The following is a 26,439-nucleotide window of genomic DNA, read 5'->3' as shown; positions in this document are numbered from 1 at the left end:
TCATGACGACTGCAACCGACATTGCCGAAGCGCAATTGAAGATGCCGATTCGGCGCGACCCGGGTGTGGAACGCCGCCTGCTCCATCGGACGCTCAAGCCCCTTATCGGGACCCCGGTCAATGCATTGATCACCTTGGTCTGTCTCTGGCTCATGTGGCTCGGGATCAAAGGCTCCTATGGCTGGCTCGTGACCCGGGCCGTCACCGAGGGGGGCGCCCAGGCCTGCAAGGTGGGGCAAGGTGCCTGCTTTCCCTATTACGAAGCCAAGCTCCGTTTCATGGTCTTCGGGGTCTATCCTTACGACGAGCATTGGCGCGTTGCGCTCGCGATGATTCTGTTCCTCGGCGCGATCGCCATCACAATGATCCCGCGTTTCTGGAACAAAAAGCTCCTCGTTCTCTGGGGTGGCACGATCCTGACCACTGCGGTCCTGCTCTGGGGCGGAATTTTCGGACTTCCCTATGTGCCGACGACGCAATGGAGCGGCCTGCCGCTCTCGTTTCTGCTCTCGGCCGTTGGTCTGGCCTTCGGATTCCCCCTTGGGGTCGTGCTCGCCTTGGCCCGTTCTTCGAAGCTCCCTGCCATCCGGGTGATCGCCATCGTCTTCATCGAGGTGATCCGAGGCGTGCCGCTCATCAGCATTCTGTTCATGGCGTCGGTCATGCTGCCGCTTTTCATGCCGAGCGGGATCACCGTGGACAAGCTGCTGCGGGCTCAGATCGCGATCATCATTTTCGCCGCGGCCTATATAGCAGAAGCCGTGCGCGGCGGGCTGCAGGCGATTCCAAGGGGGCAGCACGAAGCCGCCAGCGCCATGGGGCTGCATTATTGGCAGTCCATGCGCCTCATCGTACTGCCTCAGGCGCTGAAGATCGCGATTCCGCCTCTTGTGAACATCTCCATCGGATTCTTCCAGGACACGACTCTTGTCACGATCATTGGCCTTCTCGATTTCCTCTCCACCGTGCGCACAGCAATGACGGATCCCAATTGGGTGGGTATTGCCGTGCTGGAGGGCTATGTCTTTGCGGCCGCCGTATTCCTGGTTTTCTCCTACGGGATGGGCGCCTATAGCCGTTTTCTGGAGCGCCGGATGCGCCTCGGGCACGACTAGCGGATCCTGCGGAGCCGGAGGTCCACGTCAATCAACGCGGGCGGCTCGACGCTCCTTGGCGAGATCCATGGCCTGGTAGGTCCAATAGGTGAGCTGTGCCGCGGCAACGCCGAACGGACCTCCATTCCACCTGAGACTAAAGGGTTCATAAAGCCGGTAGCGATCGCTTGATTTGAGGATCCCCTCCGCGATCACGCGCCCTCCGATGGCCGTCGTGTTCAGGCCGCGCCCGCCGAAGCCGAACACATACCAGACTCCCGACTGAAGCTGCCCGATGAGCGGCATCAGGTGACGAGCATAGGCCATGAGGCCCGACCAAGCCGTTTCCACACGTACGCCTTCGAGTTGCGGGTAGGTAGAAATCATCGTCTTCTGCATCATCTGAGCGAGGCGACGAGGCTCGGTGGTACGCGTCGTAATCCGGCCGCCCCAGAGAAGGCGCCGTCCGTCGTCGACGAGGCGGTAGTAATCCCCAGCACGCCGGTTGTCGCTAATCGCCATCGACGTGCGCACCGCCTCGGCGAGCTTTTCGGGTGCTGACTCCGTCAGCAGCACATAGGTTGCAATCGGCAGGATACTTCGACGCAAGCGAGGCACCAGATCGTCCGTATACCCTCCACCGGCCAGAACCACGTCTCGCGCCCTCACCTCCCCTTGCGATGTCCTGACAGTTTTCTCCGCCCGGTCGAGATCGCATCCAGTGACCCGGGATTGTTCGAAGATGCGCCCACCCAAGGCCTCGATAGCCTTTGCCAGGGACCGGGCATAGTTGAGAGGGTGAAAGTGAAAGCTCGCAGGGTCGTAAAGTGCCTGATGATATTTCTGCGAGCGCAAGACGCCTCGTACAGCATCGGTCGGCATCACTTCGAGGTGATAGCCGAACTCCCTCTGCATCATCTCGCAATTCCGCTCAAGGCTATCCGGATCATCATACCGGAGCACGCTCAACTTGCCGTGGACCCGCTTGTTGTCACCCAGGGCGAGGCTTTCGATGTTCTCCTCGACAATCCGGGCGCCCTCGATCGAAAGGCGGTGCAAAGCCTGCGCCTGCTCGGCTCCGACCATGCGGACGATATCGGCATGACCTGTCGCATACCCGGGTCCAACAAAGCCCCCGTTCCGCCCTGACGCTCCCCACCCGACCTTTTCAGCCTCCAAAACCGCTACGGAGCGCCCCGCCCGTGCCAGATCGAGTGCCGCCGTAAGCCCCGCAAGTCCACCGCCGACGACAGCGACGTCGACGGTCACTGCTCCCTCAAGAGAAGGCCGTTGCGACCCATCAGCGAGCGTGCGGGCGTAGTAGGTATCCCCGTATCCATTCATCAAACGCCCCGCTCCGTGATTTCACACGAGAACGTAACGGGAGAAGCCTCTACTGCAAAGGCAATTTGGGCATTCATGTACTTGACCGCGGTCATTCGGCGCCGTTAGCAGATCGATAGTAGATGCCACGCTTGTCGTCACTTGGGTAAAGCTCGCTGCAGCATTGACCCTGTTTTCCGAGCGCGAAGCGATTTTGGCCAAGGCCGCCCGTGCCGCCTAGTGGATGTCTTAACGCGCAAAATGGACCCTGAATCTAGCGGTAAGTTTTTCGACAAGCACTCACTGGCAGAGAGTGTCTCTTAGGAGGGATTCTTCGGCTCCACGAGACCATACCTTGATGCGATAATCATCTGGCTCATAAAGAGGCGCAGCGCCCTGCGAACGGCGATGGCAGGCGGTTCGGATGGATGCCACTCCGGAAAATGACCATCAATGGCCATGCGTGCCAAGCCATAGACATAGGCACGCGCCGCCAGAACGAGATGATCCACATCGACCCCCGAGGCAAGCTGGCCCTGTTGTTGGGCTTGGACCAACAGGTCAACCATCGTCTCACGAATGGCTCTGTTCTGGTCGCGCAGACTAGAGGAGGCCTCGAAGTCGATCAGGGTGCGGGAGCTGATGATCTGGAAATGCGTGGGATTGGCCAACGCCCATTCGAGATAGGCCTGCCCGATCGCCTCGAAAGCGACTGCGGGATCTGCGCTATGTATTTCCGACACGGCTTTGGTGACAGCCTGGGTCAGCCGGTCCATGGCCTGTTCGGCAACAGCCGTCAGAAGTGCAGTTTTTGACCGAAAGTGCCGGAACGGCGCCCCCGGTGAGACACCGGCGCGCTTCGCCACCTCGCGCACGGACAACTGCTCGATCCCGCGCTCCTGGATGAGTTCCACGGTTGCTGCAATGAGCACTTCGACCAGATTGCCATGGTGATAAGGCTTGGGCTGGTCGCCTGCGTTCGTGACAGATTTCTTGGCCATGCCTGATCGATACCATGCCGCAATGTAATCAGCGATTATTTTCTATTGACCTGGTCTCCCTCACATGTAATCACTGATTACACTACAGATGGAGAACCACATGTTTCGCCCTGCCTTGATAATCAGCTTCGCTCTCCTGGCGTCGCCGATCAGGTTGGCTCACGCCGAAGACCGCCCCAGCTTGGAGATCGTTTGGCCGCAACCTGATTCATCCATTGACCTTGGGAATGATCCTGAGAAAGCGATAGGCATCGTGGTGAAGAGCAACTTCACACTGCTCCCTGCGGGACAATGCGGCACGAACCGCCAATGCGGCCATGTCCATCTGAAGATCGATCCGGATGGAGACACGTGCAACATCCCGGGCAAGCCCTTCAACAGCATGAACAGCGACTTCGGAGGGGATCTCATCAAGGCTCGCTTTGGCCATTGCTCAAACACTGCCGGCAAGCACGTAATCGGTGTCCTCCTTGCCGATGATCACCACAAGCCCGTTCTCGTGGACGGCAAACCGGTGACTGCCTTGGTAACTGTCATAACGAAGTGAGCCAAGTGGACACCGCGTCGGAAAGGCTGACGCGGTCAAGGCTATAGTCCCGCACCCAGCATGGCGAAGCCGTTCTCGTCACAATCACTCCGCTGTCTAATTTTGGAAGCCGCCGCAGGCGCGGCCGAAAGGAGTTCTGATGACCATTGCGCCGGAGGGCAGCGCTAGCCCTAGGAATACAACTGTACTGGTGACGGGTATCGGCGGCTTTCTCGCGGGCCACATCGCTTTGCAGTTGCTTGAGCAAGGGTATCGGGTACGAGGAAGCTTGCGGCACATCAGCAGGAGCGATGCAATACGCGATGAACTTGGGTCCCATAGTGACAGCGGTGTTGCGGAGAACCTCAGTTTTGTGCGGGCCTATCTTGATAGTGATGACGGTTGGGCTGCTGCTGTCAAAGATTGCCGGTATGTCATTCACACGGCGTCACCCTTCCCCCCAGGCTTCCCCGACAATGAGTATGAACTGATCCGGACAGCCCATGATGGTGCGTTGAGAGTGCTCCGTGCGGCACACCAGGCTCATGTCAATCGTGTCGTCATGACGTCTTCCGTAGCGGCCACGAACCATGGCGGTGGCCAGGCGCCCTTCACCGAGGAACATTGGACCGACCCGGAGAGCCCCCGTGCGACTCCCTATTACAAATCGAAGACACTGACAGAGAAGGCGGCTTGGGCCTTTGCGCGGGAAGTCGGACTTGACCTCGCCGTCATCAATCCGAGCGTCATCCTTGGGCCCTTGCTCGGCACGAAGATTGGGACGTCCGTGGGCTTGATCCATCACCTGATGTCAGGGCACTTCAAGGGCATTCCACGCTTTGGCTTTTCCGTTGTGGATGTACGCGATGCCGCGGATGCCCACATCCGTGCGATGACGAATCCAGCCGCCGGCGGTCAACGCTTCATTGTTGGCGGAAGATTTTTCTGGCTCAAGGATCTAGTGGCCGTTCTTGCGCGCTCCTTTCCCAACCATGCCTCCCAACTGCCGATCCGTGAAGTCCCCGATGACGTCGTCAGAGACATGGCGAAGTCCGATCCAAACGCACGAACGATCATTCACGAACTCGGTCGGGATCTGAGCGTCAGCTCAGCAAAAGCAAGACGCATCCTGAACTGGAGCTCACGACCGGACGAGGAGTGTATCCGGGCCAGTGCACAAAGCCTCATAGATCTGGGATTGATACCCGTCGAGCGAGCGATCCAACAAGCCTGACCCACCCATTCTAACAGAGATCAATCGATCTCTTTTCCAATGTGGAGAACACACATGACAATCCCGACCATTCGCGAGATCTCGCCAACCAGCGAGGCCGATCTTCTCCGAGACACGGAACGAGCAAGGCTTCGCGCCCTGGTCAGCGCCGATATTGATCAGGCGCGACAACTTCATGCCCCAGACTTCCAATTGATCACGCCAATCGGTGTGGCTCTTTCAAAGGAAGACTACATGGGCGCGATCGCCTCCGGGCAGCTTAAGTACGTGACATGGCAGCCAGGCGACATTACCGTGCGGCTATACGACGGAGTGGCTATTCTTCGTTATCGCGCTCAGCTCGAAGTTGTCTTCGGCGGCCACAAAATCCCCCTCAGTGACTACTGGCACACCGACACCTACGAGAACCGCGATGGAGAGTGGATGGTCGTCTGGTCGCAAGCCACTGCCATCCGATAGCTAAGTTCTTCGTAGAGATGACGGAATGGCTCGCAGTTTCATGGAACGCCACTTGTTCTAGTTAGGCGTACGCCGACGTCGCGGCTCGGCCGCTGGAGTGTTCCCCTGGGCCATCTGCAAGCACGTGAGCATGTCGACGTAGCTGGGCGTGCCGCCAATCTGGGCCTCCTCCGCGCAAGCTTGGCGGTGGGCTGCAGCCGCGCCGCTCCACATTTCCTGGAGCTGGCGTTGCGCATCCCTTTCGTCCCTCATGCAGCCGTCGAACGGATTGGCATCCTCCGCAAGCAGGCGAGGCGCGGCACGGCAGGTTGCCTCGACGTCAAGCCGGGGGAGCTGCTGCGCCGCGGCCGTGCACATCAGGAATACGCCGGACAGGAGCAGGCAATTCGGCAGACAGGCTCTCATGGCAATCCCCTATCCTTTTGCGCGTCGATCCAGTTCGGCCGCGAGTTCGGCCGCGAGGTCCCTCACGAGGATCCGGTACTCGGCGCAGCGTGCCGCCCCCACGGGAGAGGTTGAGCGTTCCCACCGCACCAGGGCTGCCTGTGCCTCGGCAAGATCCTCGCAGAGCGATTGAAAGCTCTCGTCCATCCGGGCCAACTCCTCGATTGCATGTCCCCGGTCCGGGAAGCAGGCGATGGCGGCCTGGACGGCGTGGTGCATGGCATAGCCCCGGTGCCGGGATCAAACAGCGCGGGTGCGCTGTCACACGGTTGCCAGCATTGACCCATACCGCACGCATGGGGAGTATGTTACGGTAGGTTACGGAAAGAGGCGTCTCGTACGCCCACGGACAACGGACCGATCCATGCTCGGCAGAGGCGAAGGCACTGTCGGTGCCTCGCCGCAGGCGCAGTCGCCGCCCGCGGCGGAGGACGTGCGCGCCCAGCTCGATATCCTTTTCGCCAGCCCCGAGCTCGATGCTCCCGCGCGGGCTCGCAGGTTCCTGCGCTATGTGGTCGAGGAGACGCTCGCCGGTCGCGCTGACCGCATCAAGGCCTATGCCATCGGCACCGAGGTGTTCGAGCGAAATTCGGACTTCGATGCCCAGGGCGACCCGGTCGTGCGAATCGAGGCCGGACGGCTGCGCCGGGCCCTGGAGCGCTACTATCTCTCAGGCGGCCGGTCCGACCCGGTGGTCATCACCATCCCGAAGGGAGCGTACGTCCCGCACTTCGCCTGGAGCAAACCGCCAGCTGGCGAAGTTCATGCTGCTCCGGCAACGACTTCTGCCACGCTCACCGGGCCAAAAGGGCATGCTGGCAACTCGCCGCCGCAGAACTGGACGGCGTGGCTCGCCTCTGCCTCCATCGTGGTCCTCCTTCTTGCCGGGCTTGTCTTGTGGGCCCTGTGGCAGACCAATTTGGCTCATACGCCTCAAGCGTCGGCCCACCTGCCCCCTGGGGGACCAGCCCTCGTCGTGATGCCATTTGCTGCACTGGGGGAGTCTCCAGCGGCCAAGACCTACGCCGACGGATTAACCGAGGAGGTGCTGAGCCAGTTCGCCCGCTTCAAGGAAATCACCGTCATCGGGCGTGAGACGTCTCATAGCATCCCGCCGGGCACCGATATCGCCCGCATCCGCCATGACCTCGGCGTCCGCTACGTGCTGGAGGGAAGCGTCCGGGCTGCAGCGCACCGCCTTCGCATTACGGGCCGGCTCCTCGATGCGGAGACGGGCGCCGTCCTGTGGTCGCAGACCTATGACGAGGATTTGCAGGCCCGCGATCTTTTCACGATCCAGGACGATGTCGCGCGCAAGGTCGCCACCGCGGTGGCGCAGCCCTACGGCATCATCCAGCGAGCCCACCAAACCCGAGCCGGAGCCCGCCCGCCCGGCGACCTGGAAGCCTATGAGTGCACCCTGCGGTTCTACGACTACCGGGCGGCGCTGTCCGAGGAGAGCCATGCCGCGATCCGGACCTGCCTGGAGCGGGCTGTGGCGCTCCATCCGGATTTCGCGACCGCTTGGGCGATGCTGGCCGTCCTGTACCTCGACGAGGACCGGTTCGGGTTCAATCCAAGGATCGGATCTGCCACGCCTATCGAGCGTTCTCTCGATGCCGCCCGCCACGCCACCCGCCTCGATCCGGAGAACGTGCGGTCGCTCCAATCCCTGATGATGGCGCTGTTCTTCGCTCAGCAGCCTGCCGAGGCGCTGGAAGTCGGCGAGCGGGCGGTGGCGCTCAATCCAAACGACACGGAGCTGCTCGGTGAGTTCGGGACCCGGCTGGGTCAAGCGGGGGCTTGGCATCGCGGCGCCGAGCTGCTGGAGCAGGCGCTCGCCCGCAACCCGGGCCATTCCGGCTACTACAGCGGCACGCTGTCGGTCTATGCCTACATGCAGCACGACTACGTCCGTGCCGAAAGCCTGATCCGGCAGGCGGCGCTGGAGAAGTTTCCGCTCTATCACTTCGTTGCCGCCGTGATCTATGCCCAACTCGGCAAGGCTTCGGAAGCCGCAGAAGCCCGTGACGAGTTCCTGCGCATGCGCCCGACCATCTTCGAGCGCTGGGACGACGAGATGGCCAAGCGGAACTACCGGCCGGAGGACGCGGCCCATTTTGCCGAGGGAGCGCGCAAGGCCGGCTTCCCGGTGCCGGGCCGAACGGCCGCGGAAGCGACGCTCCAGGCAGTGCCGCCCAAGCGCTGACCATCCTCACCTCCCCGTAAACTACATGATGCTACAGGCGCGACGCTCTGTCCGTTGCTAGCGTCCGGGCAGTAGGCACGGCAACCCGAAGGACTGCACTCACTGGTGCCGTTGAGCCGAGGAGGCGCAGGTCAGGACCGTCTGCCATGCCGGGTAAGTGTCGCGCAGTCCTTAGATCCCATATGCAACGGAGAATTGTCATGACGATGAAACTGACCCGGCGCCAGGCGACTATCGGTGCCTTGACCCTACTTGCTGGGACCTCCGTAAGTACGGTTAGTGAAGCTCACCTTGGTGAGCTGTTGGGCATCGACGAAGGCCTTGAGGACTTCTGGCTGGCGACCGATGCCTATATCTACGGCTACCCGCTGGTCACCATGGAGATGACGCGCCGTGTTATCACCAACGTGGCAGCCCCCGAGGGCACGCGGGCGCCGATGGGTCAGGTCATCAAGCTGCGGCAATACCCCGATCCCTCCTTTAAGGACGTGACCGCACCCAACGCCGACACGCTCTATACGACTGCGTTTTTCGACGTCGGTAAGGAGCCCTGGGTGCTCAGCCTGCCCGACATGAAGGACCGCTACTTCCTCATGCCGATGCTCGACGGCTGGACGAACGTCTTCCAAGTTCCCGGCAAGCGCACCACGGGAACCGGTGCCCAGACCTATGCCATCACCGGGCCCGGCTGGAGCGGCACGCTGCCGGCGGGCGTCAAGCAGTACAAGTCGCCGACCAATATCGTCTGGCTGCTCGGCCGTATCTACTGCACCGGCACGCCGGAGGATTACGCTGAGGTGCATGCACTCCAGGATCAGGTCAAACTGGTGCCGCTCAGCGCCTACGGCAAGCCGTACACGCCGCCCGCCGGAAAGGTCGATCCCTCCATCGACATGAAGACCGCTGTGCGCGACCAGGTGAACCGCATGGACGCGGTGGCGTACTTCACCCTGCTGGCGGAACTGATGAAGACGAACCCGCCGTCGGCGGCGGATGCCCCTGCGCTTGCGAAATTCGCCCGGATCGGGCTCGTGCCCGGTCAGGACTTTGACGCCGGCAAGCTGCGGGCCGACTTCGCCAAGCGCATTCCCGAGATCGCCAACGACCGGATTATGATCCAGTTCAAGATCAACAAGGACGTCCACGACATCGATGGCTGGGGCTTCACGACGAAGACCGGCATCTATGGCACCGATTACCTGATGCGGGCCCTCGTCACGGCGATCGGCCTCGGGGCCAATCGCCCGCAGGACGCCGTCTATCCGACGTCGCAGAAGGATGGTGAGGGTAAGGTCTATGACGGGGCCAACAAGTACGTCATGCGCTTTGCCAAGGGCCAGTTGCCGCCGGTGGAGGGCTTCTGGTCCCTGACCATGTACGACGGCGCTTACTTCTTCGTGCCCAATCCGATCGATCGCTACTCGGTCAGCGCGCGCCAGGACCTGAAGCCCAACCCGGACGGCTCGGTCGACCTCTACATCCAGAAGGACTCCCCGGGGGAGGACAAGGAGTCGAACTGGCTGCCCGCCCCGGCCGGGAAGTTCATCCTCATGCTCCGGATGTACTGGCCAAATGAGACCAACCCGTCGATTATCGACGGCACCTGGACAATCCCACCGGTCAGGAAGGTGTCCGATCGGGCGTAGCCCCACGCCGATCCGACCCTAGGATGGCGGGTGACCTCGCTCAGCGATCCCGGGGTCGGCGGTAGCCGGCACGGTACGAACCCTGGAGGATGATCATGCAGACCGGCACCCTGAGATCTCGTCGTGCGGTACTCGCGTTCCTTTGTGTGATGCTCGGGACAGCCGGAACCGCATGTGCCGCAGACATGGGTCCGATCCGGGAGCCGGTCGCCGACGCGCTTCCCATGCCGCCCTCATGGAGCTTCCGCTTCGTGCCGTATGGCTGGCTCACCGCGCTGAATGGCACCCAGACCGTGCGTGGACGCTCAGTGAAGGTCGACGCGAGTTTCATCGACATCGTCGAGAAGAGCGATGCGCTCGTGGCTCTGATGGGCGACTTTGAAGCGAGAAACGGACCCTTCGTCCTGCTGGGCAACGTGGCCTGGACCAAAATCGGCCTTGGGCGCGACAACATCCGGAACCGCACGCCAGCACCCGGCGTGACCGGCACGCTCGGCACGTCGCTTGGTCTCAATATCGAAATGACCATCGCCGAGGTCGGCGCCGCCTACGAGGTGGCACGCTCCGGGCCGCTGGCCTTCGACGTTCTTGGCGGCGCTAGGTACTGGTACCAGCAGGCCGATCTTTCGCTGGACGTCACGGCTGCTGTCAGTGTCGGCGACGTTGAAGTAGTCGGCACTCGGGCATTCGCGCGCTCCGGCTCCGTCGACTGGCTCGATCCGATCATCGGCGCACGCCTGCGCTATACGGTGGCGCCCGGACACGAGCTTGTCCTGCGCGGTGACATCGGCGGGTTCGGCGTCGGGAGCGACTTTTCCTGGCAAGCCATCGGCGCCTACGGCTTTGAGCTCGGCACCTACCAGGGCATCAGCTTCTCGGGCGTGATCGGCTACCGGGCGCTCTATGTCGACTATGCCCAGGGCGAGGGTCGACAGCGCTACGAGTTCGAAATGCTCCAGCACGGACCCGTGCTCGGCCTCAGCGCACGGTTCTGATCAGCGATAAGTTTGTACGCAACGGCGATGCGGCAGGATCCCGGAATGGGGCATGTCCAAGTTGAATCAACCCGGGAAGTTTGCTGGATCGTTAGGAAGGTCAGCAATTGAATCCTTGAGCCGACGCCAGATCTTCTTCCGGTGTGTGCCGGGAACGGACCTTTGTAGCGAGCCAGTGGCCTTCTTGTCTGAGATGGACAAGCGGATGTTGGCATACGCGACGACCGTCCAGTAGCCCCCTCCTGAGCGAACCTTCATGGGTCTGCTCAAGGCTTGATGGCATCGTACATCGTCTGCGCACCCTTAAGCCGCTGCTGCAACTCGGGAAGCGCCTGAACGGCGAATTCCTTGATTTCCTGATGTGGGCTCCGGCTTGCGGCTTGATAGATGCCGATTTCCCGATCAAGGGCCTGCACTTGGATCTCTGCGTAGCGTCGGCTCAGTTCAAGGGCATCGAGCGGCTCCAGGTTCTCGATGATGACCTGATGCTCGAATTCCTTCGTAGCCGGGAGTGGTATGCTGCGCTCTCTCCCGAAGGCCTCAAGCCGTTGCAGAAGGCCTGCGCGGAAATCGGCCGCTGCCGCCGCGTATTCCTTGACCTCCGGTCTCGTGTCGCGCCCGGCCGCCAACCTGGCAGCCTGCGCCTGGAGGTGGCCTGCCCCGAGTTGGTGATCCGGGTGTGATGTTAATTCAGGATTGGCCGCGGCGCGAGCTTGGAAGCTGGTACCAAGACCTCTGGTGCGGGTGGCCGATAGCCCAAGGATGAGTGCGGACGCACCGTGTTGTAATGCCGGCGCCAGTTCTCAATGATCACCTGTGCCTCCTGCAAGGTGTAGAAGATCTCTCCTTTCAGCAGTTCATCTCGAAGCTTTGAGTTGAAGCTCTCACAGTAGCCGTTCTCCCATGGGCTACCCGGCTCAATGTAAGCCGTCTTGGCTCCTACGGCTGGGATCCATTCACGGACCGCTTTGGCCACAAATTCAGGGCCGTTGTCGGAACGAACATGACCTGGAATGCCACGCAGGATGAACAGGTCCGAGAGCACATCGATCACATCGACCGCTTTCAGCTTCCGACTCACTCGGATGGCCAGGCATTCGCGCGTGAACTCGTCAATGAGGTTGAGCATGCGGAACTTGCGCCCGTCATGGGTGCGATCCTCGACGAAGTCATACGACCAGACGTGGTTCGGATACTCCGGCCGCAGCCGGATGCACGAGCCATCGTTGAGCCAGAGCCTTCCTTTCTTGGGTTGCTTCTGTGGCACTTTCAGCCCCTCCCGTCTCCAGATCCGCTCGACCCGCTTCTTGTTCACCCACCAACCGGCATCCCGCAGAAGAGCGGTGATGCGCCGGTAGCCGTAGCGGCCGTACTGGGTGGCCAGAGCGATGATGTCCGCAGTCAAAGCTGCCTCATCCTCCGGCTGTCTAGGGATCTTGCGCTGTGTGGAACGGTGCTGGCCCAGGATCCGGCAGGCCAGCCGCTCCGAGACACCATACTTGGCGATCACGTGAACCACACAGGCGCGACGGCGGGCGGGGCTTACCAGTTTCCCGAGGCCGCCTCCTTGAGGATCAGCTTCTCCAGGGTGAGATCAGAGACAGCCCGGCGCAAACGGGCGTTCTCCGTCTCCAGCTCCTTCAGCCGCTTGACCTGATCGGATTTGAGGCCGCCGTACTCGGAGCGCCAGCGATAGTACGTGACCTCCGTCACGCCGATCTGCCGGATGGCCTCTGCCACGGTCCGACCTTGTGCGGTCAACACGTCCACCTGCCGCAGTTTGGCAACGATCTCTTCGGCCGAGTGCCTCTTCTTGCCCATGTCTCAGTCCTCCTTCGGCTCAAAAGCCATACTTCAGGGAGGATCACTTTTCAGGAGGCAGACCAACAGCATCGTGCAGGATGGAAGCTCAATTCCTTACCCGACCATGACGGAAAATTACCATTATGAGCTTGAACTGGTCGTCGCGATCAAGAAAGGCGGAAGGGACATCCGCGTTGCCGATGCGCTTGATCATATTTATGGCTACGGCATCGGCCTCGACATGACCCGTCGCGATCTTCAGATGGATCTCGGCAAGAGTGGCTTGCCCTGGGAGGCCGGTAAGTCCTTTGACGAGTCATGTCCCTGCAGCCCTCTTCACCCCGTCGAGCAGGTCGGGCACATCTCGGAAGGCTTCATCCGTCTCACGGTGGATGGCGAGACAAAGCAGGATTCGGACCTGAAGTTGATGATCTGGAAAGTGCCGGAAATCATCACGAACCTGTCCCAGTATTTCATGCTACAGCCAGGCGACATCATTCTGACCGGAACCCCTGCCGGCGTCGGCCCGGTGCTGCCAGGTAACGAACTCGCGGGCACCATCGACAGGCTGGGAGCGTTGACAGTGCGGATCAGTGGCTAACGAACCCTCCTTGGTGGAATGAGTATTCAAGCACGGGCGAACAGTGGCCCGTGCGTGGGTAGAATGAAAATCCCAATTAGTTTGTATGTTACCGGCATTCCAAAAGTAGGTCCAAGAAGCTCCCTATATCCCGTGCTGAATGGCTGCACATGGGCAGGAGGCGATGACCCATGCCTTCACAGGAAGGTCCAGTGTTCCCTGCTTGAGCAGACACTCGGCCTACTTCCGAGAAGTGCAGTTCCCTCACTTTCCCGTAGACGAGGATACGAACGACACAATAGGTGCGAGGCGGCAGAAGGCTCCGCCGCCCGCCACTCGTGATGGCCTGATGCCTTCGCAAGCGCGCTCTATCGCACAGGCGGTCTCCTTTTCCAGATCGCGAGAGAACTCCGGGCTCATGTTCGCTTCCACGCCAAAAGTCATGCCGCCCTTGATGGCCTGAAGCTTCAGCACCTGCTCTCGCCAGATCTGACGTCAGATGATCACGGTACCCTCGGCATGGATACCGAGCACCCAGACTACGCCTACCCCCATGATCTTATGAGCTGGCCTTACAGGAAGATGTGGGACATCGTGGATTTGACCGGCAGCGGGAGTTGGTCAGGTTCGCTGAAGAGCATGTCAGACGGGCAGCCCTACTGGATGAGCTGGAAACTTGGCTTCGCCTCGCGACTGGTCTCGTCCACTCTCGGCGGAGAGAGCCCGAGCAAGCCATCGCTGCTCTCGAAACGGCCATCAAGATCAACCCTAACTTCGCGCCGGTCCATGCCTACTTGGGCTATACCCTGGCAATGAGCGGCAACCATGGGGCAAGCATCGAAGCCCTTGATCGAGCAATACGCTTGAGCCCGCGTGATCCGTTCCTCACGAGCGAGTACGCTACGATCAGGCCGATGGCCGATCTCGCTGCCGGAAATTATGAAGAGGTCATCTTGGTGACAAGGCGTTTCATCCTCGACCGTCCCAACTATATAGGGCGCACAGGATGATGGTGGCTTCATATGGCACGCTAGGGAAGCTGGACGAGGCAAGGGCTTCACTGTGCCAAGTGCTTCGGCTTCACCAGGCTTTCCGCATATCCAGGTGGAAGAGACAGGGGCCTATTCCGACGTGGAAGTAAGATCCAGGTATGCAGAAGGGTTGCGCCGAGCCGGTCTACCCGATTAAGCCCAGCCGCTCGCGCCCACTCGGGATTTTGAACAGTGCCCTGACCTTCAAGACCATGGGGCAACATTGCGTCAACTCACCTTAGCTTGTGCACAGTTCGCGACGATAAAGAACATCGATAACGTCCGGTTTGGTTCACAACTTCACATTCCAGCTGATCAGACCGTGCACTTCTTCAGGAACGTGATCCGGCGGGTGCGACCGTCGCCGTTTCCATGCCGTGAGCATCGAAGGCCCGGCGAACGGTTCCATCGCCCGTCAGATCTTCGATCATGCCACTGATTATCTCCAATGCTTCGGCTCGGCCTTTCGGCACTGCCACCGGAGTGCCAGCGGCATGGAAATGACTGTCCAGCATCCGTGCGCCCGGGAAACCGCGGGAGCAGGCTCCGGAGGGATTCCTTCCCGAGGGCGAGCGCATCCACCTCGCCATTGCGGAACCTTTCGAGAGCCTCATCAAGGCCCTGGAGCCCGATGGCCGATGTGTTCTTCAGAGATTTGCGTGCACTGCGGATCGTGGCGATATTCTCAATTCCATAGGCTCGGACGCCCTTGCGATCTACCTCCTCGATGCTGGTGATCGGCGATCCCGCCGGAACCATGTAGGTGCTTTCGCCGAGAAAGTAGTTCGGACCGAAGTCGACAAGCTTCTTTCTCTCGGCATCCACGGGAGCGAACGACACATCCCAGGTTCCTGATGAGGCAGTCTCGATGATCTCTCCCGAGCTCGCGCACTCGACGAGAGTCAAGGGAACGCCAAGGCCTTCGGCGATGTGCCTGGCGAGATCCACCGTCGGGCCGCGGGGCTCACCCGCTTCTGCATCCCGCCTCGTCCAGACCGCAGAGATTGCACTGCCTACTGCAACCGCTATCCGCAGGCTTCCCATTGGGGCCAGACACTCGCGCGTTCTCTGTCGACATTCGCCATGAGACCATTTCCTTTTCGAATTCAGCGTGCCCGGACGCCTCGAGCACGCACCTACACCGTGGTCGCGAAGACGATGCATACGGGGCTGCTGGTTCGGACGGACACCTCCTCATGCGACAGCATTCCGGTCTGCTGATCGACCCTGAAGGCTACGATATTGTCGCTGTCCTCGTTGGCAATGAACATCCATGCTCCGGATGGATCGAGTGTGAAGAAGCGGGGAGTTCTGCCATGGCTCTTCTCCCAGTCGGTATTCGTCAACCGGCCCGAAGCCGGATCAACGGAGAAGATGGCGATGCTGTCATGCCCCCGGTTTGACGCGTACAGGAACCGCCCATCCTTCGACACCATGATCTCGGCAGCACGGCTGTGGCCGACGAACGTGTCTGGCAGGGCGCTCACAACCTGAAACGGTGACAGACTGCCGTATCCGGGATCGCGCCGGTAGGCCGTGACGGTGGAGTCGAGCTCGTTCACGACATAGGCAACGGCACCATCAGGATGGAACGAAACATGCCGCGGTCCGGCACCCTCTCGGGCTGGAGCCGGCAGCGCATCCATCGCGAGCAGTTTGCTCGTTATGCCATCAACCCCGAACGTAAAGATTTGATCGAGTCCCTTGTCCGGGACGATGACGAAGCGCCCGCTGGGATCGAATTCGACCTGATGGGGCTTGGCGAAGGGCTGCTCAACACGATACGGGCCAATCTGCCCCTCAAGGACGACCAGATCCACAAGCTTTTCAAGCGAGCCGTCCTCGTGCGGCGGCAACACCGCTAGGCTCGACGTGACGTGGTTGGCCACGATGAGGAAGCGGTTGCCGGGGTCGACGCTCAGGTGAACCGGGTCCCTGCCTGCTGTGGTCTCCTGATTGGCTTTAAGAGCCCGCGAAGTCATTGCTCCCAGGTGATTTCCTCTCATCCCGGCTACGGCATCGGCCTCTCGGCACGGAACAACAATTAACATATCTCTAACTTTAAATGCAATTATACTTGCATTTATCAGTAGTATTATGCAAATTAAGTTCTGCGATGGGCGCGTCCGATTCACCAAGAACCAGGCCGCAAACCATTCACAGGAAACGCAGGAGGGTCCGATTACAAAGACCGCCGACATCATGAGCGCTGGCCAACGTCACCGCATGGTCGATTTACCGGCGGCGGCGGGCGCCGACCTCGAGCGGCTGCCGCACATCTTGCGCATCATGCTGGAGAACGTCTTGCGCAATACGGGCGAGGATGCTTCCCGGGCCAGGGCTGCGATCCTTCACTGGCTAGATACTGGACGAAGCGAGGAGGAGATCCCGTTCCTGCCCGGCCGCGTCCTGATGCACGACACCACCTGCGGCCCGGCCCTGGTGGACATCGCCGGCATGCGCGTTTCCTTGGCCGAGGCAGGGCACGACCCGAGCCGGCTCAATCCTGTTCTGCCCGTAGACGTCTCGACCGATCATTCCCTCGGTGTCGACGTGTTCGGTTCTCGCGATGCCCTTCAACGCAACATGGAACGTGAGTACGGGCGCAATGCCGAGCGCTACCGCTTCATGAAGTGGGCCACGCGCGCCCTGACCGGGTTCCGCGTCCATCCGCCCGGCACCGGGATCATGCACACGCTCAACCTCGAGCGTCTGGCGAGCGTCGTCACCACCATGGAACGGGACGGTGTGTCCTGGGCCATGCCCGACACCCTGATCGGCACCGACAGCCACACCCCGATGATCAGCGGCATCGGCGTGCTCGGCTGGGGTGTCGGCGGCCTGGAGGCGGAGAGCGTGTTCTTCGGGATGCCGGTGATGATCCGTGTGCCGGAGATCGTCGGCGTCCGCCTCACCAGCCGCCTCCGGCAGGGCGTGCTAGCGACCGATCTTGCACTCACCGTGACCGAGCGCCTGCGCCGGATTGATCTGGCGGACCGTTTCGTCGAGTTCTTCGGCGAGGGCGTCTCGACGCTCTCCGCCGGCGACCGCGCCGTCGTCGCCAACATGACCCCGGAGTTCGGCGCCAATTCCGCCTTCTTCCCCATCGACGATCAGACCCTGCGTTATTTGCGCGAGACCGGCCGTTCCGCCGAGCACGTTCGCCTTGTCGAGGATTACGCCAAGCGGCAAGGCCTCTGGTTCGACCCGGAAGCCGTTCCCCGCTTCACGGACGTGGTCGCGATCAACCTTGACGAGGTCGAGGTCAGCCTCGCCGGCCCCCGCCGGCCGCAGGACCGCATTCCAGCAGGCCAAACCGTCGAGGCAATGGCACCGATGCTGGCGGCCCGGCCTGCCCCGGCATCAGCCGATCAGCCCGGCAATGGTGCCGTGGCCATCGCGGCGATCACCAGTTGCACCAATACGTCCGATCCAAGGCTCCTTGTCGCCGCAGGTCTTGTGGCACGCAAGGCACGCGCCTTCGGCCTTACGCCGCCGCCCTGGGTGAAAACCTCGCTGGCGCCGGGCTCGCCGACGGCCGAACGCTACCTGCGGCGCGCTGGATTGCTGGAGGACCTGGAAGCCGTCGGCTTCGGCATCGTCGGCTACGGCTGCACCACATGCATCGGCAACTCCGGCCCGCTGCCTGATGTGATCGACCAGGCTATGGCTGAACGCGGGATCCTTCCCGTCGCCGTGCTGTCGGGCAACCGCAACTTCCCGGGGCGTGTGCATCCGCAGCTCGAAGCGGGCTTCCTCGCCTCTCCTCCTCTTGTGGTCGCGTTTGCATTGGCCGGCGACGTCAACCGCAACATCGTCGCCGATCCGATTGCCCGCTCGGCGTCAGGCGAAGACATCCGGCTGGCCGATCTCTGGCCCACGGGCGACGAGATCGATGCGGCGCTCGCCATGGCCATCGATGCAGGCGACTACGACACGTCGTACGACGAGGCCGAGGCCAGCGACACCTGGCGGGTGCTTGATGCTCCCGGCACTCCGCTGTTTCCCTTGAATGAGAGCTCGACCTACATCCGGCGCCCACCCTTCGCGGGCTTCGGCAAGGGCACACTGCTCGGCACCTATGCGGCCCATCCCCTGCTCGTGCTTGGCGACGACATCACAACCGACCACATCTCCCCGGCCGGCGCCGTTCCGCCGCGAAGCGAGGCGGCGGAGTATCTGGTCGAGCGCGGCGAGAACCCTCGTGACCTGAACGTCTTCGCATCCCGGCGCGGCAATTGGGAGGCGATGGTCCGCGGCTTGTTCACCAACAAGTCCGTGTGCAACCTCCTCGATCCACAGATCGCACCGGGCTTCACGATCCATGTCGGCTCCGGCGACCACCTGCCTCTGTTCCGGGCCGCCGAGCGATACGCCGATGAAGGCGCCTCTGTCGTCGTCGTGGCGGGTGAGCGTTACGGCATGGGCTCGTCCAGGGATTGGGCAGCCAAAGGCGTGGCGCTGCTTGGCGCCCGCGCGGTGCTGGCCTCCAGCTTTGAACGCATCCATCGCTCCAACCTGATTGGCATGGGCATCCTGCCCCTACGCCTTCCGGCGGAGCGCCATCCGAACGATCTGCACCTGCGTCCGGGCGATCAGATCCTGATCGATGCTGATCCGGCGAGGATTAGCCCGCGCTGTGCGGTGCCCGTCAGCATCCGTCGCGCCTCTGGCGAGAGCGAAGCCTTCATGGCTACGGCCGCCATTGAGACCAGCCTCGAGGTCGAGATCCTGCGCGGCGGCGGCATCATCCCCCTCATCCTGTGTCGCGTCGTCAGCGCGGAGGCCACAAGCCGCGAGACGCCCGCATCCGAGACCACCGGCGACGGTGAAAACCTTCGGCGAGAAGCCTCGCCGAGTATCAGGCGCTGAGCGGCAACGTCCGCTTCGTGTTCATCATCTCACGCAACCCAAGGGAGGAACTCGTGAGCCACTTGACCAAGACAATCCGCGGCGTCGCTTTTGCCACCATGACCCTCGTCGCATCATCGGCCTTCGCGCAGCAGGAACTCAAGATCATCGCACCGGCCGGACCCGGCGGCGGCTGGGACTCGGCCGCTCGCTCGATCCAGCAGGTGCTGACGCAGACGGGCCTCGCCAAGAGCGTGCAGGTGGTCAACGTCACTGGTGCCGGCGGCACCGTGGGCCTGGCCCAGTTCGTCAACCAGGCAAAGGGCGATCCGAGCCAGCTCATGGTCAACGGCATCACCATGGTTGGCGCGATCCTCACCAACAAGTCTCCGGTCACCCTCGATCAAGTCACTCCGATCGCACGCCTGACCGGCGATCCGCTCGTGATCGTGGTGCCGGCCAACTCGCCGATCAAATCAGTCAGGGAACTGGCCGATGCCGTGAAGGCTGATCCGGCGAAAGTCACCTGGGCCGGCGGCTCCGCAGGCGGGGCGGACCACATCCTGGCAGCCCTGTTCGCCAAGGCGGCAGGTTCCGATCCGTCGAAGGTCAACTACATTGCTTTCTCCGGGGGCGGCGAGGCACTCGCGGCCATGCTCGGCGGGCGCGTGACGGCTGGCATCTCCGGCTACGGCGAGTTCGAAAGCCAGATCAAGGCGGGCAAGCTGCGGGCGCTGGCGATCTCGTCCGGCAAGCGCCTCGCCAACGCCGATGTCCCCACCCTCAAGGAGCAGGGCTTGGACGTCGAGGTGGTGAACTGGCGCGCCATCGTGGCCGGCCCGGGCATCACGGCCGAGCAGAAGAAGTCCCTGACCGACACCGTCGAGAAGGTGGTCAAGTCGAAGGAATGGGCCGAGATCCTCAAGCAGCGCGGCTGGGAAGACTTCTATCTCGCTGGGGAACCCTTCACCGCCTTTCTTAAGGAGGAGCAGGTTCGCGTCGGCGATGTGCTCAAGTCGGTCGGTCTCGTGAAGTCCTGACAATTGACACCTGGGGAGCCCATGCGGGCTCCCCTTTTCCGGCTTCAACGTCACAGGATGATCTTGCAATGTCGCTGCTTGCAAAGCGGCGCGCGGACAAGCGCGCGCTGGTGGTCGGTCTCGCACTGTTCGTATTCGCCGCGCTGGATTGGCAGGACGCGGCTGCCCAGACCTTATCGGCCACCTACGGGATCGGGCCTGCGGCGATGCCGTAGGTGGTCGCGGTGGCACTTGCCACCCTCGGTCTGGGGCACATTGTGGTGGCATTCAGGGATGGGCTGCCCGTCCCGGAGCACGCCGATGGGTCGCGATCGGTTGGATCGCACTCGGCCTGGTGGCCCTGCTGCTCTGCATCGCGTTCGGTGCCGGTTTCATTCTCGCAACGACCACCCTCTTCGCCGTCACCTCACGATCGTTCGGTCGGCGCGCGCTGCTGGTCGATGCCACCATTGGGTTCGTCCTCGGTGTCGCAATCCATTTGCTGTTCAGCAAGCTCCTGACGCTGTCCCTGCCGGCGGGGCCACTTGAGCACCTGTTCTGAAGGAGCCTGCCATGGACTCGTTTGTCTTCCTCGGCCAGGGTTTCCTGGTTGCCCTTGAGCCCTCGAAGCTGCTGTTTGCGGCTGTCGGCGTTCTTCTTGGCACCGCCGTTGGCGTGCTGCCCGGCATCGGTCCGGCCCTGACGGTGGCGCTGCTCCTGCCCGTCACCTTCAAGCTCGATCCCACCGGCTCGCTCATCATGTTCGCAGGCATCTACTACGGCGGCATGTACGGAGGGTCGACGACCGCGATCCTGATCAACGCGCCCGGCGAGAGCGCTTCGGTGGCAACCGCCATCGAGGGCAATAAGATGGCCAAGGCGGGCCGCGGCGGTCCGCCTTGGCAACCTCCGCCATCGGCTCCTTCGTTGCGGGCACGATCGCAACCATCGGTCTTGCGTTCCTGGCGCCGTGGCTGGTGGAATTGGCCGTCAACTTCGGCCCTTGGGACTACTTCGCTCCCATGGTGCTCGCCTTCGTGACGGTGTCTGCCACCTTCGGCGACTCGCCCTTGCGTGGGCTGACGAGCCTGACGATCAGACTGATGCTGGGCCTCGTCGGGATCGACAAGCTCACCGGACAGGCCCGTATGGCCTTCGGGATTCCCGAGCTCTTCGATGGCATCGAAGTCACGACGCTTGCCGTCGGCCTCTTCGCTGTGGGTGAGGCCCTGTACGTGGCGTCACGCTTCAAGAGCAATCCCGAGGAGATCGTGCCCATTAAGAGCTCGCTCTGGATGGCCCGGGAGGATTGGCGGCGGTCATGGAAACCGTGGCTGCGGGGAGCGGCATTCGGTTTCCCCATTGGGACGCTGCCGGCCGGTGGCGCCGAGGTGCCCACCTTCCTGTCCTACGTAACCGAGAAGAAGCTTTCGAAGCATCCGGAGGAGTTCGGCCATGGAGCCATCGAGGGTGTCGCCGGTCCCGAAGCCGCCAACAACGCCTCTGCGGCGGGAACGCTCGTCCCGCTGCTCACCCTCGGTCTCCCGACTTCAGCTACGGCGGCCATCATGTTGGCCGGGTTCCAGCAGTACGGGCTTAACCCGGGTCCCCTCCTGTTCACTGAGAACCCGGCCCTGGTCTGGGGATTGGTGGCCAGCCTCTTCATCGCCAATGCCATGCCCCTCGTCCTCAACCTGCCTTTAGTTGGGCTGTGGGTTCGGTTGTTAGCAATCCCGCAACCGTGGCTCTATGCGGGCATCCTCGTGTTCGCTGCCATGGGCACGGTTGCAGCCAAGCCTTCTGTGGTCGAGGTCGGGATGCTGTTCGTGTTCGGCTTCCTGGGCTTGCTGATACGCCGCTGGGACTATCCGGTTGCTCCCATGGTGGTCGGCCTCATCTTGGGACCCATGGCCGAGGCTCAGCTCCGGAGGGCCATGCAGATGACTTTGGGCGACCCGATGGTCTTCCTCGAGAACCCAGGCTCGGCCACGTTGCTGTCCCTGTCTGCGATGGCGCTTCTGGCACCGTTTGTCATGAAGGGGCTGAGCCGGTTCCGAGCAGCCGAGGACTGACAGCGTGAGGGGCGAGGCTCTCTCGGCCTCGCGTCCCGGAGTACCGGGATCTCGACAAATCGGTTAAGGAGAAGGTGGAGCCATCTTGAAGGTCGAATGCGAGGGTATGTTCATGAGTTCAGCCGGGGAGCGCACGGTCAACGGAAAACGCGAGTTGACCGAAGGTCTCGCCGCACAGATCTTGGAGCATATCCGAAGTGGCGCGTTAGCCACAGGAACGCACCTCACTGCACAGGAACTAGCCGAGCGGTTCAGCGTCTCGCGCTTTCCGGTCGGTCAGGCGTTGCAACTGCTCGCCGCTAAGGGCGTCCTGACGCATCAGCGCAACCGCGGCTACTTCGTGTCGGACGTGAAGGACGTGTCTCCCGAGACCCTTGGCCTATCCACCAAGGATGATGCTTCCGAGGTCTACTTCAGGATTGCGGAAGACTACCTCCAAGGCCGCCTGCCTGAACCGGCCTCCGAGGCGTACCTCAAGGAATCCTACGGGATCAGCAAGGCACAGTTAAATGCGGTGTTGGGCCGTATCGCCCAGGAGGGCTGGGCCGAACGTCGCCCTGGCTACGGCTGGTCGTTCTCGCCGATGCTGACAACGCCGGAAAGCTTGGAGCAAACGTATAGGGTACGTCTAGCGCTCGAACCCGCCGCGTTGCTGGAGCCGACCTACCGCCTTGATCGTGACATCGCCGCCCGCTGCCGCGAGGCAGAGCTCCGCCTGCTCGGCGGCGCCATCGAGACGGACAGTGCCGCCGCGCTCCATGAGCGGGGCGTGCGGTTCCACGAGGCGATCATCGGCGCATCCGGCAATCCGTTCTTCCTAGATGCGGTCCGGCGCATCAACCGCGTCCGGCGCCTGCTCTCCTATCGCTCAATGGTCGACCGCAAACGCTACCGCCAGCAATGCGAGGAGCACCTCCAGATCCTCGACCTGTTGGAGCGGGAGCGGAATGAAGAGGCCTCGCAGGCCCTGCGCCGCCATCTGGAGCACACCATCGGAAATCTCCAGGAAATCAGGCCGATCCTGGAGCACTGAGCGAGACGGCTGGAGCTAGGAAGGGAGCCATCATGAGCGTTGAAATCCCCGGTGCGCGCGAGGCTGTGATCCGGACGATTGCAATGCCCTCGGATACGAACCCGGCGGGGGACATATTCGGCGGCTGGCTGATGGCGCAGATGGACTTGGCTGCCGGGAATGCAGCCGCTCGGCGTGCTCGAGGGCGCTGCGTGACTGTCGCAGTCGACGGGATGGTCTTTCACACCCCGGTTCATGTGGGGGACGAGGTCTCGGTCTACGCCGACCTGATTTCCACGGGACGGACGTCCATGAAGTTCCAGGTTGAAGCCTGGCGCCGATCCCGTGACGGGGACGAAGAGATTAAGGTGACTGAAGCAGTCTTTACGTTCGTTGCTATCGACAGCGGCGCCCGACCTCGCCCACTGCCCCCAGGTTGAACTCTTGCTTCTCTTAGCTGCCGAAGGTCGGTTGTGGGTCAACCCAAGAATTTTCGGTATTCTTTAGAAGGTCAGCTATTGAGTTCTTGAGCCGACATCGGGTCTTCTTCCGGAACGTACCAAATGTATGGTCCGGCCGTGCGTCGCAAGATGATGTTGGCGGACTGACGAACGTGAAAGCTGCATCAATGTATTCGGCCTCAGGGTGGAGCCTCAGCTCCGGGCCATCATGGGTATCCGCGCGCATCCAAGGCTGACTAGCGGAAAGACCTCTGTGGGCCATCATGGCACCCAGTCTTGTGGTTGCGCCGGGCAGACCGTTCGTCCATCTCCTTCGTCATCTCGCAGACCTCGGCGGGAAACTGCTGGTTATCTGACGGATGTCATTGTTCAATCCTCAGGGTTGATGGTTCACGCGAACCCATTCCGGAAAGGCTCACGAGCAAGTTCGCCTCAGACGGCATGAGAAGCACTCCTGGGCTGATAGGCGTGGCCGCGCGCCAGCACCGCCCAGGCAATGCGAGCGAGTTTGTTGGCGAGGGCAATCACCAGCATGTTGCGATGCAGCCGTCGTCCCGCGGTCTCAATCCAGGGCCACAGGCCGAGCCTGGCTCCGTGCGGTCGACGGACCAGCACGACGTGCGCGGCCTGCACGAACAGGGTCCTTAGGGACTTGTTGCCGCGCTTCGAGATCTTGCCCAGGATGGTGCGGTCGCCTGTCGACTCCTGCTTCGGCACCAGCCCGAGCCAAGCCCCGAAGTCCCGCCCCTGCTTGAACCCAGCCCCGGTGCCGATCGCCGCCACGACAGCCGACGAGATGATCGGTCCAACGCCCGGCACGCTCATCAGGCGCTGACAGTGCTCATCTTCAGCCGCCAGCGCCTCGATCTCGGCTGAGACATGGGCGATGCGCTCGTCGAGCCGACGCCAATCCTCAGCTAAATCGGCGATGAGATGAACGATGCGCAGCGACAGAGCGTCAGAGGACGAACTCAGGATGCCTGGCAAGGCCTGCCGCAACGGCACGAGCCCTTGGCGTACGGTGATGCCCCGCTCAAGAAGGAAGCCGCGGATCTGGTTGGTCACGCCGGTGCGCTGACTGACCAGACGCGAGCGGACCCGGTGCAGAGCCAAAAGGTCCATCTGCTCGGGCGTCTTGATCGCTACGAACGACATGGTGGGCCGCTGCACCGCCTCGGCGATGGCTTCGGCATCCCGGTAGTCGTTCTTATGGCCCTTGAGGAAAGGCTTCACGTACTGGGCCGGGATCAGACGCACGTCATGGCCGAGTGCCTGAAGCTGGCGACCGATGTGGTGGGCCCCGGCACAGGCCTCCATGCCGATCAGGCACGGTGGGATGTTGGCCAGGCGCTGCGTGAGCTGGGACCGGGAGAGCTTGATGCGCAGCACGATGGCGCCGCGCTGATCCTGACCGACGAGGTGGAAGCTATTCTTGCCCAGATCGATGCCCAGGGTGGCAATAGCGGCAGAGGCAGAAGACCGTGACATGAGACGTGCTCCTTACGTGGCTCGAAGCCCCACAGCTTACAAACAAGCGGGGCAGAAGCACGGCCGGACCATCCCATTTGCGGTCATTCCGGGTGGAAGGCATTGTAGAGAATTCATCAGCCCGGCACATAACCTAGGTGAGGAGGCTTGCGGCGAAGCGGGCGCAGACCAGCAGCAGGAAGATGCCGAAGGCCACCTCAAGCCGGCGCTTGGAGAGGCGATGCGCGAGGCGTGCGCCCACGGGGGCCAACCAGGTGCTGGTGGGGATGAACAGCACGAAGCCGAGAAGCGAGACATAGCCGAGTGCCAGCGGCAGCTGGAAGGCCACCACGTCGGGATAGTCGGCCATGTGCGGCCACCCGGCATAGATGTAGCCGATGGCGCCGGGGATCGAGATGAGGATGCCGAGCCCGGACGAGGTCGCCACCGCCTGATGGATCGGCCGGTTGTAGAAGGTCATGAACAGGTTGGAGAGCTGCCCGCCACCGATGCCCATCAGGGCCGAGAGAATGCCGATCAGCCAGCCATAGGCGATCATGATGGGCTTTGCCGGCATGTCGAGGCCGAAGCGCCAGGTGTCCTTGCCGAAGAGCAGGCGGATGGCCGAGATGCCGGCCACCACGACGAAGACGGCCTTGAACAGGTCAGCGGGAGCATAGCGGGCGATGACGCTGCCGATGGCGACGCCGATCACCACGGGCACGGCCCAGACGCGCAGGATCGTCATGTCGACTGCGCCCTTGGCCCGGTGTGTGTTGAAGGAGCGGATGGAGGTCGGGATGATGATGGCCAGCGATGTGCCGACGCAGAGCGGCATGCGCACCTCTTCCGGCACCTCCAGGATGCGGAACAGTTCGTAGAGGATCGGTACGGCTACAGCACCGCCGCCGACGCCGAACACGCCTGCCAGCAGGCCGGTGATGGCACCCGCTGCGAGAAGCGCCACCACGAGCCATGCCAAGTCGAAAAGAGGGATGCCAAACACGAGAAGCTGCCTTATCGAGGATGAGAGGCAGCCCTCCGCCCCCTTGAATGAACGGCCGGTTGTCTGAACCGACGCGCCGCACATACGCCTCTCTCCACAGGTGGGGAGAGGAATTTTGTTTCTTAGGCCGCCATAGCTTTTTTGAGGTTTTCGTCGATTTTGTCGAGGAAGCCGGTGGTGGAGAGCCACTTCTGCTCGGCGCCGAC

General features: G+C 62.1%; 25 protein-coding genes and 1 pseudogene. 15 read left to right on the top strand and 11 right to left on the bottom strand.

What is annotated here, in order from left to right; translation table 11 throughout:
• Positions 1-2 precede the first annotated feature (2 nt).
• Positions 3-1,115, top strand: a complete 1,113-nt coding sequence (locus JKL45_RS17030; RefSeq protein ID WP_201862776.1) for an amino acid ABC transporter permease — start codon at positions 3-5, stop codon at positions 1,113-1,115.
• 27 nt (positions 1,116-1,142) lie between these two features.
• Here JKL45_RS17030 and JKL45_RS17025 read toward each other — a convergent pair whose 3' ends face one another.
• The 3 genes from JKL45_RS17025 to JKL45_RS17015 form a co-directional block, all read right to left on the bottom strand.
• Entirely contained in the window at positions 1,143-2,438 is a 1,296-nt protein-coding gene (locus tag JKL45_RS17025) for an NAD(P)/FAD-dependent oxidoreductase (RefSeq protein WP_201862775.1), read from the bottom strand.
• Positions 2,439-2,737: 299 nt separating this feature from the next.
• Positions 2,738-3,418, bottom strand: coding sequence for a TetR/AcrR family transcriptional regulator (locus JKL45_RS17020; RefSeq protein WP_201862774.1), 681 nt, complete (start codon positions 3,416-3,418; stop codon positions 2,738-2,740).
• Positions 3,419-3,626: 208 nt separating this feature from the next.
• Complete coding sequence (locus JKL45_RS17015; RefSeq protein ID WP_201862773.1) at positions 3,627-3,848, bottom strand: hypothetical protein; 222 nt, start codon at positions 3,846-3,848, stop codon at positions 3,627-3,629.
• A 256-nt stretch (positions 3,849-4,104) separates the two neighbouring features.
• Between JKL45_RS17015 and JKL45_RS17010 the strand changes: the two genes are divergently transcribed.
• The gene (locus JKL45_RS17010) at positions 4,105-5,178 is read left to right on the top strand and encodes an SDR family oxidoreductase (protein ID WP_201862772.1); all 1,074 of its coding nucleotides are present in this window, start codon (positions 4,105-4,107) and stop codon (positions 5,176-5,178) included.
• A 54-nt stretch (positions 5,179-5,232) separates the two neighbouring features.
• Positions 5,233-5,637 carry a nuclear transport factor 2 family protein gene (locus JKL45_RS17005; protein WP_201862771.1) on the top strand — a complete coding sequence of 135 codons (405 nt, stop codon included), beginning with the start codon at positions 5,233-5,235 and terminating at the stop codon, positions 5,635-5,637.
• Between the two features lie 57 nt (positions 5,638-5,694).
• Here JKL45_RS17005 and JKL45_RS17000 read toward each other — a convergent pair whose 3' ends face one another.
• Positions 5,695-6,042, bottom strand: coding sequence for a hypothetical protein (locus JKL45_RS17000; RefSeq protein WP_201862770.1), 348 nt, complete (start codon positions 6,040-6,042; stop codon positions 5,695-5,697).
• Positions 6,043-6,051: 9 nt separating this feature from the next.
• Positions 6,052-6,300 carry a hypothetical protein gene (locus JKL45_RS16995; RefSeq protein ID WP_201862769.1) on the bottom strand — a complete coding sequence of 83 codons (249 nt, stop codon included), beginning with the start codon at positions 6,298-6,300 and terminating at the stop codon, positions 6,052-6,054.
• 145 nt (positions 6,301-6,445) lie between these two features.
• On the opposite strand from JKL45_RS16995, the gene JKL45_RS16990 reads away from it, so the two are divergent.
• The 3 genes from JKL45_RS16990 to JKL45_RS16980 all read left to right on the top strand — a co-directional run bounded on the left by JKL45_RS16990 (position 6,446) and on the right by JKL45_RS16980 (position 10,931).
• Positions 6,446-8,290: an adenylate cyclase gene (locus JKL45_RS16990; protein WP_201862768.1), complete on the top strand. Its 1,845-nt coding sequence runs from the start codon at positions 6,446-6,448 to the stop codon at positions 8,288-8,290.
• A 206-nt stretch (positions 8,291-8,496) separates the two neighbouring features.
• Positions 8,497-9,936, top strand: a complete 1,440-nt coding sequence (locus JKL45_RS16985) for a DUF1254 domain-containing protein (protein ID WP_201862832.1) — start codon at positions 8,497-8,499, stop codon at positions 9,934-9,936.
• Between the two features lie 185 nt (positions 9,937-10,121).
• Positions 10,122-10,931 carry a hypothetical protein gene (locus JKL45_RS16980; RefSeq protein ID WP_246498609.1) on the top strand — a complete coding sequence of 270 codons (810 nt, stop codon included), beginning with the start codon at positions 10,122-10,124 and terminating at the stop codon, positions 10,929-10,931.
• A 266-nt stretch (positions 10,932-11,197) separates the two neighbouring features.
• Here JKL45_RS16980 and JKL45_RS16975 read toward each other — a convergent pair whose 3' ends face one another.
• Both JKL45_RS16975 and JKL45_RS16970 read right to left on the bottom strand, forming a co-directional pair.
• Positions 11,198-11,695: a DUF4142 domain-containing protein gene (locus JKL45_RS16975; RefSeq protein WP_312896979.1), complete on the bottom strand. Its 498-nt coding sequence runs from the start codon at positions 11,693-11,695 to the stop codon at positions 11,198-11,200.
• A protein-coding gene (locus JKL45_RS16970) for an IS3 family transposase (RefSeq protein WP_201862765.1) occupies positions 11,617-12,752 on the bottom strand; the annotation gives its coding sequence in 2 pieces (ribosomal slippage) (positions 11,617-12,488 and positions 12,488-12,752; 1,137 coding nt in all). The genes JKL45_RS16975 and JKL45_RS16970 overlap by 79 nt, the downstream gene beginning before the upstream one ends.
• On the opposite strand from JKL45_RS16970, the gene JKL45_RS16965 reads away from it, so the two are divergent.
• Both JKL45_RS16965 and JKL45_RS16960 read left to right on the top strand, forming a co-directional pair.
• A complete protein-coding gene (locus JKL45_RS16965; RefSeq protein ID WP_201862764.1) occupies positions 12,751-13,335 on the top strand; it encodes a fumarylacetoacetate hydrolase family protein in 585 nt (194 codons plus the stop codon). The two genes, JKL45_RS16970 and JKL45_RS16965, sit on opposite strands and share 2 nt — an antisense overlap.
• A gap of 596 nt (positions 13,336-13,931) precedes the next feature.
• The gene (locus tag JKL45_RS16960) at positions 13,932-14,324 is read left to right on the top strand and encodes a tetratricopeptide repeat protein (RefSeq protein WP_201862763.1); all 393 of its coding nucleotides are present in this window, start codon (positions 13,932-13,934) and stop codon (positions 14,322-14,324) included.
• A 336-nt stretch (positions 14,325-14,660) separates the two neighbouring features.
• Here JKL45_RS16960 and JKL45_RS16955 read toward each other — a convergent pair whose 3' ends face one another.
• Both JKL45_RS16955 and JKL45_RS16950 read right to left on the bottom strand, forming a co-directional pair.
• Entirely contained in the window at positions 14,661-15,389 is a 729-nt protein-coding gene (locus JKL45_RS16955; protein ID WP_246498607.1) for a transporter substrate-binding domain-containing protein, read from the bottom strand.
• A gap of 92 nt (positions 15,390-15,481) precedes the next feature.
• Positions 15,482-16,327, bottom strand: coding sequence for a lactonase family protein (locus tag JKL45_RS16950; protein ID WP_246498605.1), 846 nt, complete (start codon positions 16,325-16,327; stop codon positions 15,482-15,484).
• A 220-nt stretch (positions 16,328-16,547) separates the two neighbouring features.
• Here JKL45_RS16950 and acnA point away from each other — a divergent pair, with 220 nt between their 5' ends.
• The 7 genes and pseudogenes from acnA (at position 16,548) to JKL45_RS16915 (ending at position 23,739) form a co-directional block, all read left to right on the top strand.
• Entirely contained in the window at positions 16,548-19,217 is a 2,670-nt protein-coding gene (gene acnA, locus JKL45_RS16945; protein ID WP_201862760.1) for an aconitate hydratase AcnA, read from the top strand.
• A gap of 98 nt (positions 19,218-19,315) precedes the next feature.
• Positions 19,316-20,236: a Bug family tripartite tricarboxylate transporter substrate binding protein gene (locus JKL45_RS16940; protein ID WP_201862831.1), complete on the top strand. Its 921-nt coding sequence runs from the start codon at positions 19,316-19,318 to the stop codon at positions 20,234-20,236.
• A gap of 68 nt (positions 20,237-20,304) precedes the next feature.
• Positions 20,305-20,451, top strand: a complete 147-nt coding sequence (locus tag JKL45_RS16935; RefSeq protein ID WP_201862834.1) for a hypothetical protein — start codon at positions 20,305-20,307, stop codon at positions 20,449-20,451.
• A 119-nt stretch (positions 20,452-20,570) separates the two neighbouring features.
• Entirely contained in the window at positions 20,571-20,777 is a 207-nt protein-coding gene (locus JKL45_RS30825; RefSeq protein ID WP_376771046.1) for a tripartite tricarboxylate transporter TctB family protein, read from the top strand.
• An 11-nt stretch (positions 20,778-20,788) separates the two neighbouring features.
• A pseudogene (locus tag JKL45_RS16925) lies at positions 20,789-22,287 on the top strand (tripartite tricarboxylate transporter permease).
• Between the two features lie 112 nt (positions 22,288-22,399).
• The gene (locus JKL45_RS16920) at positions 22,400-23,320 is read left to right on the top strand and encodes a GntR family transcriptional regulator (protein WP_201862758.1); all 921 of its coding nucleotides are present in this window, start codon (positions 22,400-22,402) and stop codon (positions 23,318-23,320) included.
• Positions 23,321-23,352: 32 nt separating this feature from the next.
• A complete protein-coding gene (locus JKL45_RS16915) occupies positions 23,353-23,739 on the top strand; it encodes an acyl-CoA thioesterase (protein WP_201862757.1) in 387 nt (128 codons plus the stop codon).
• A 453-nt stretch (positions 23,740-24,192) separates the two neighbouring features.
• On the opposite strand, the gene JKL45_RS16910 is transcribed toward JKL45_RS16915, so the two are convergent.
• Both JKL45_RS16910 and JKL45_RS16905 read right to left on the bottom strand, forming a co-directional pair.
• Positions 24,193-25,248, bottom strand: coding sequence for an IS110 family RNA-guided transposase (locus JKL45_RS16910; protein ID WP_201862756.1), 1,056 nt, complete (start codon positions 25,246-25,248; stop codon positions 24,193-24,195).
• A 133-nt stretch (positions 25,249-25,381) separates the two neighbouring features.
• Positions 25,382-26,233: a sulfite exporter TauE/SafE family protein gene (locus JKL45_RS16905; protein WP_201862755.1), complete on the bottom strand. Its 852-nt coding sequence runs from the start codon at positions 26,231-26,233 to the stop codon at positions 25,382-25,384.
• Between the last annotated feature and the right edge of the window lie 206 nt (positions 26,234-26,439).

The sequence above is a fragment of the Microvirga soli genome, assembly GCF_016734765.1.
Taxonomy (GTDB): Bacteria; Pseudomonadota; Alphaproteobacteria; order Rhizobiales; family Beijerinckiaceae; genus Microvirga; species Microvirga soli.
The sequence above is the reverse complement of the archived record's forward strand: the minus strand, read 5'-3'. Positions and strand labels throughout refer to the sequence as shown.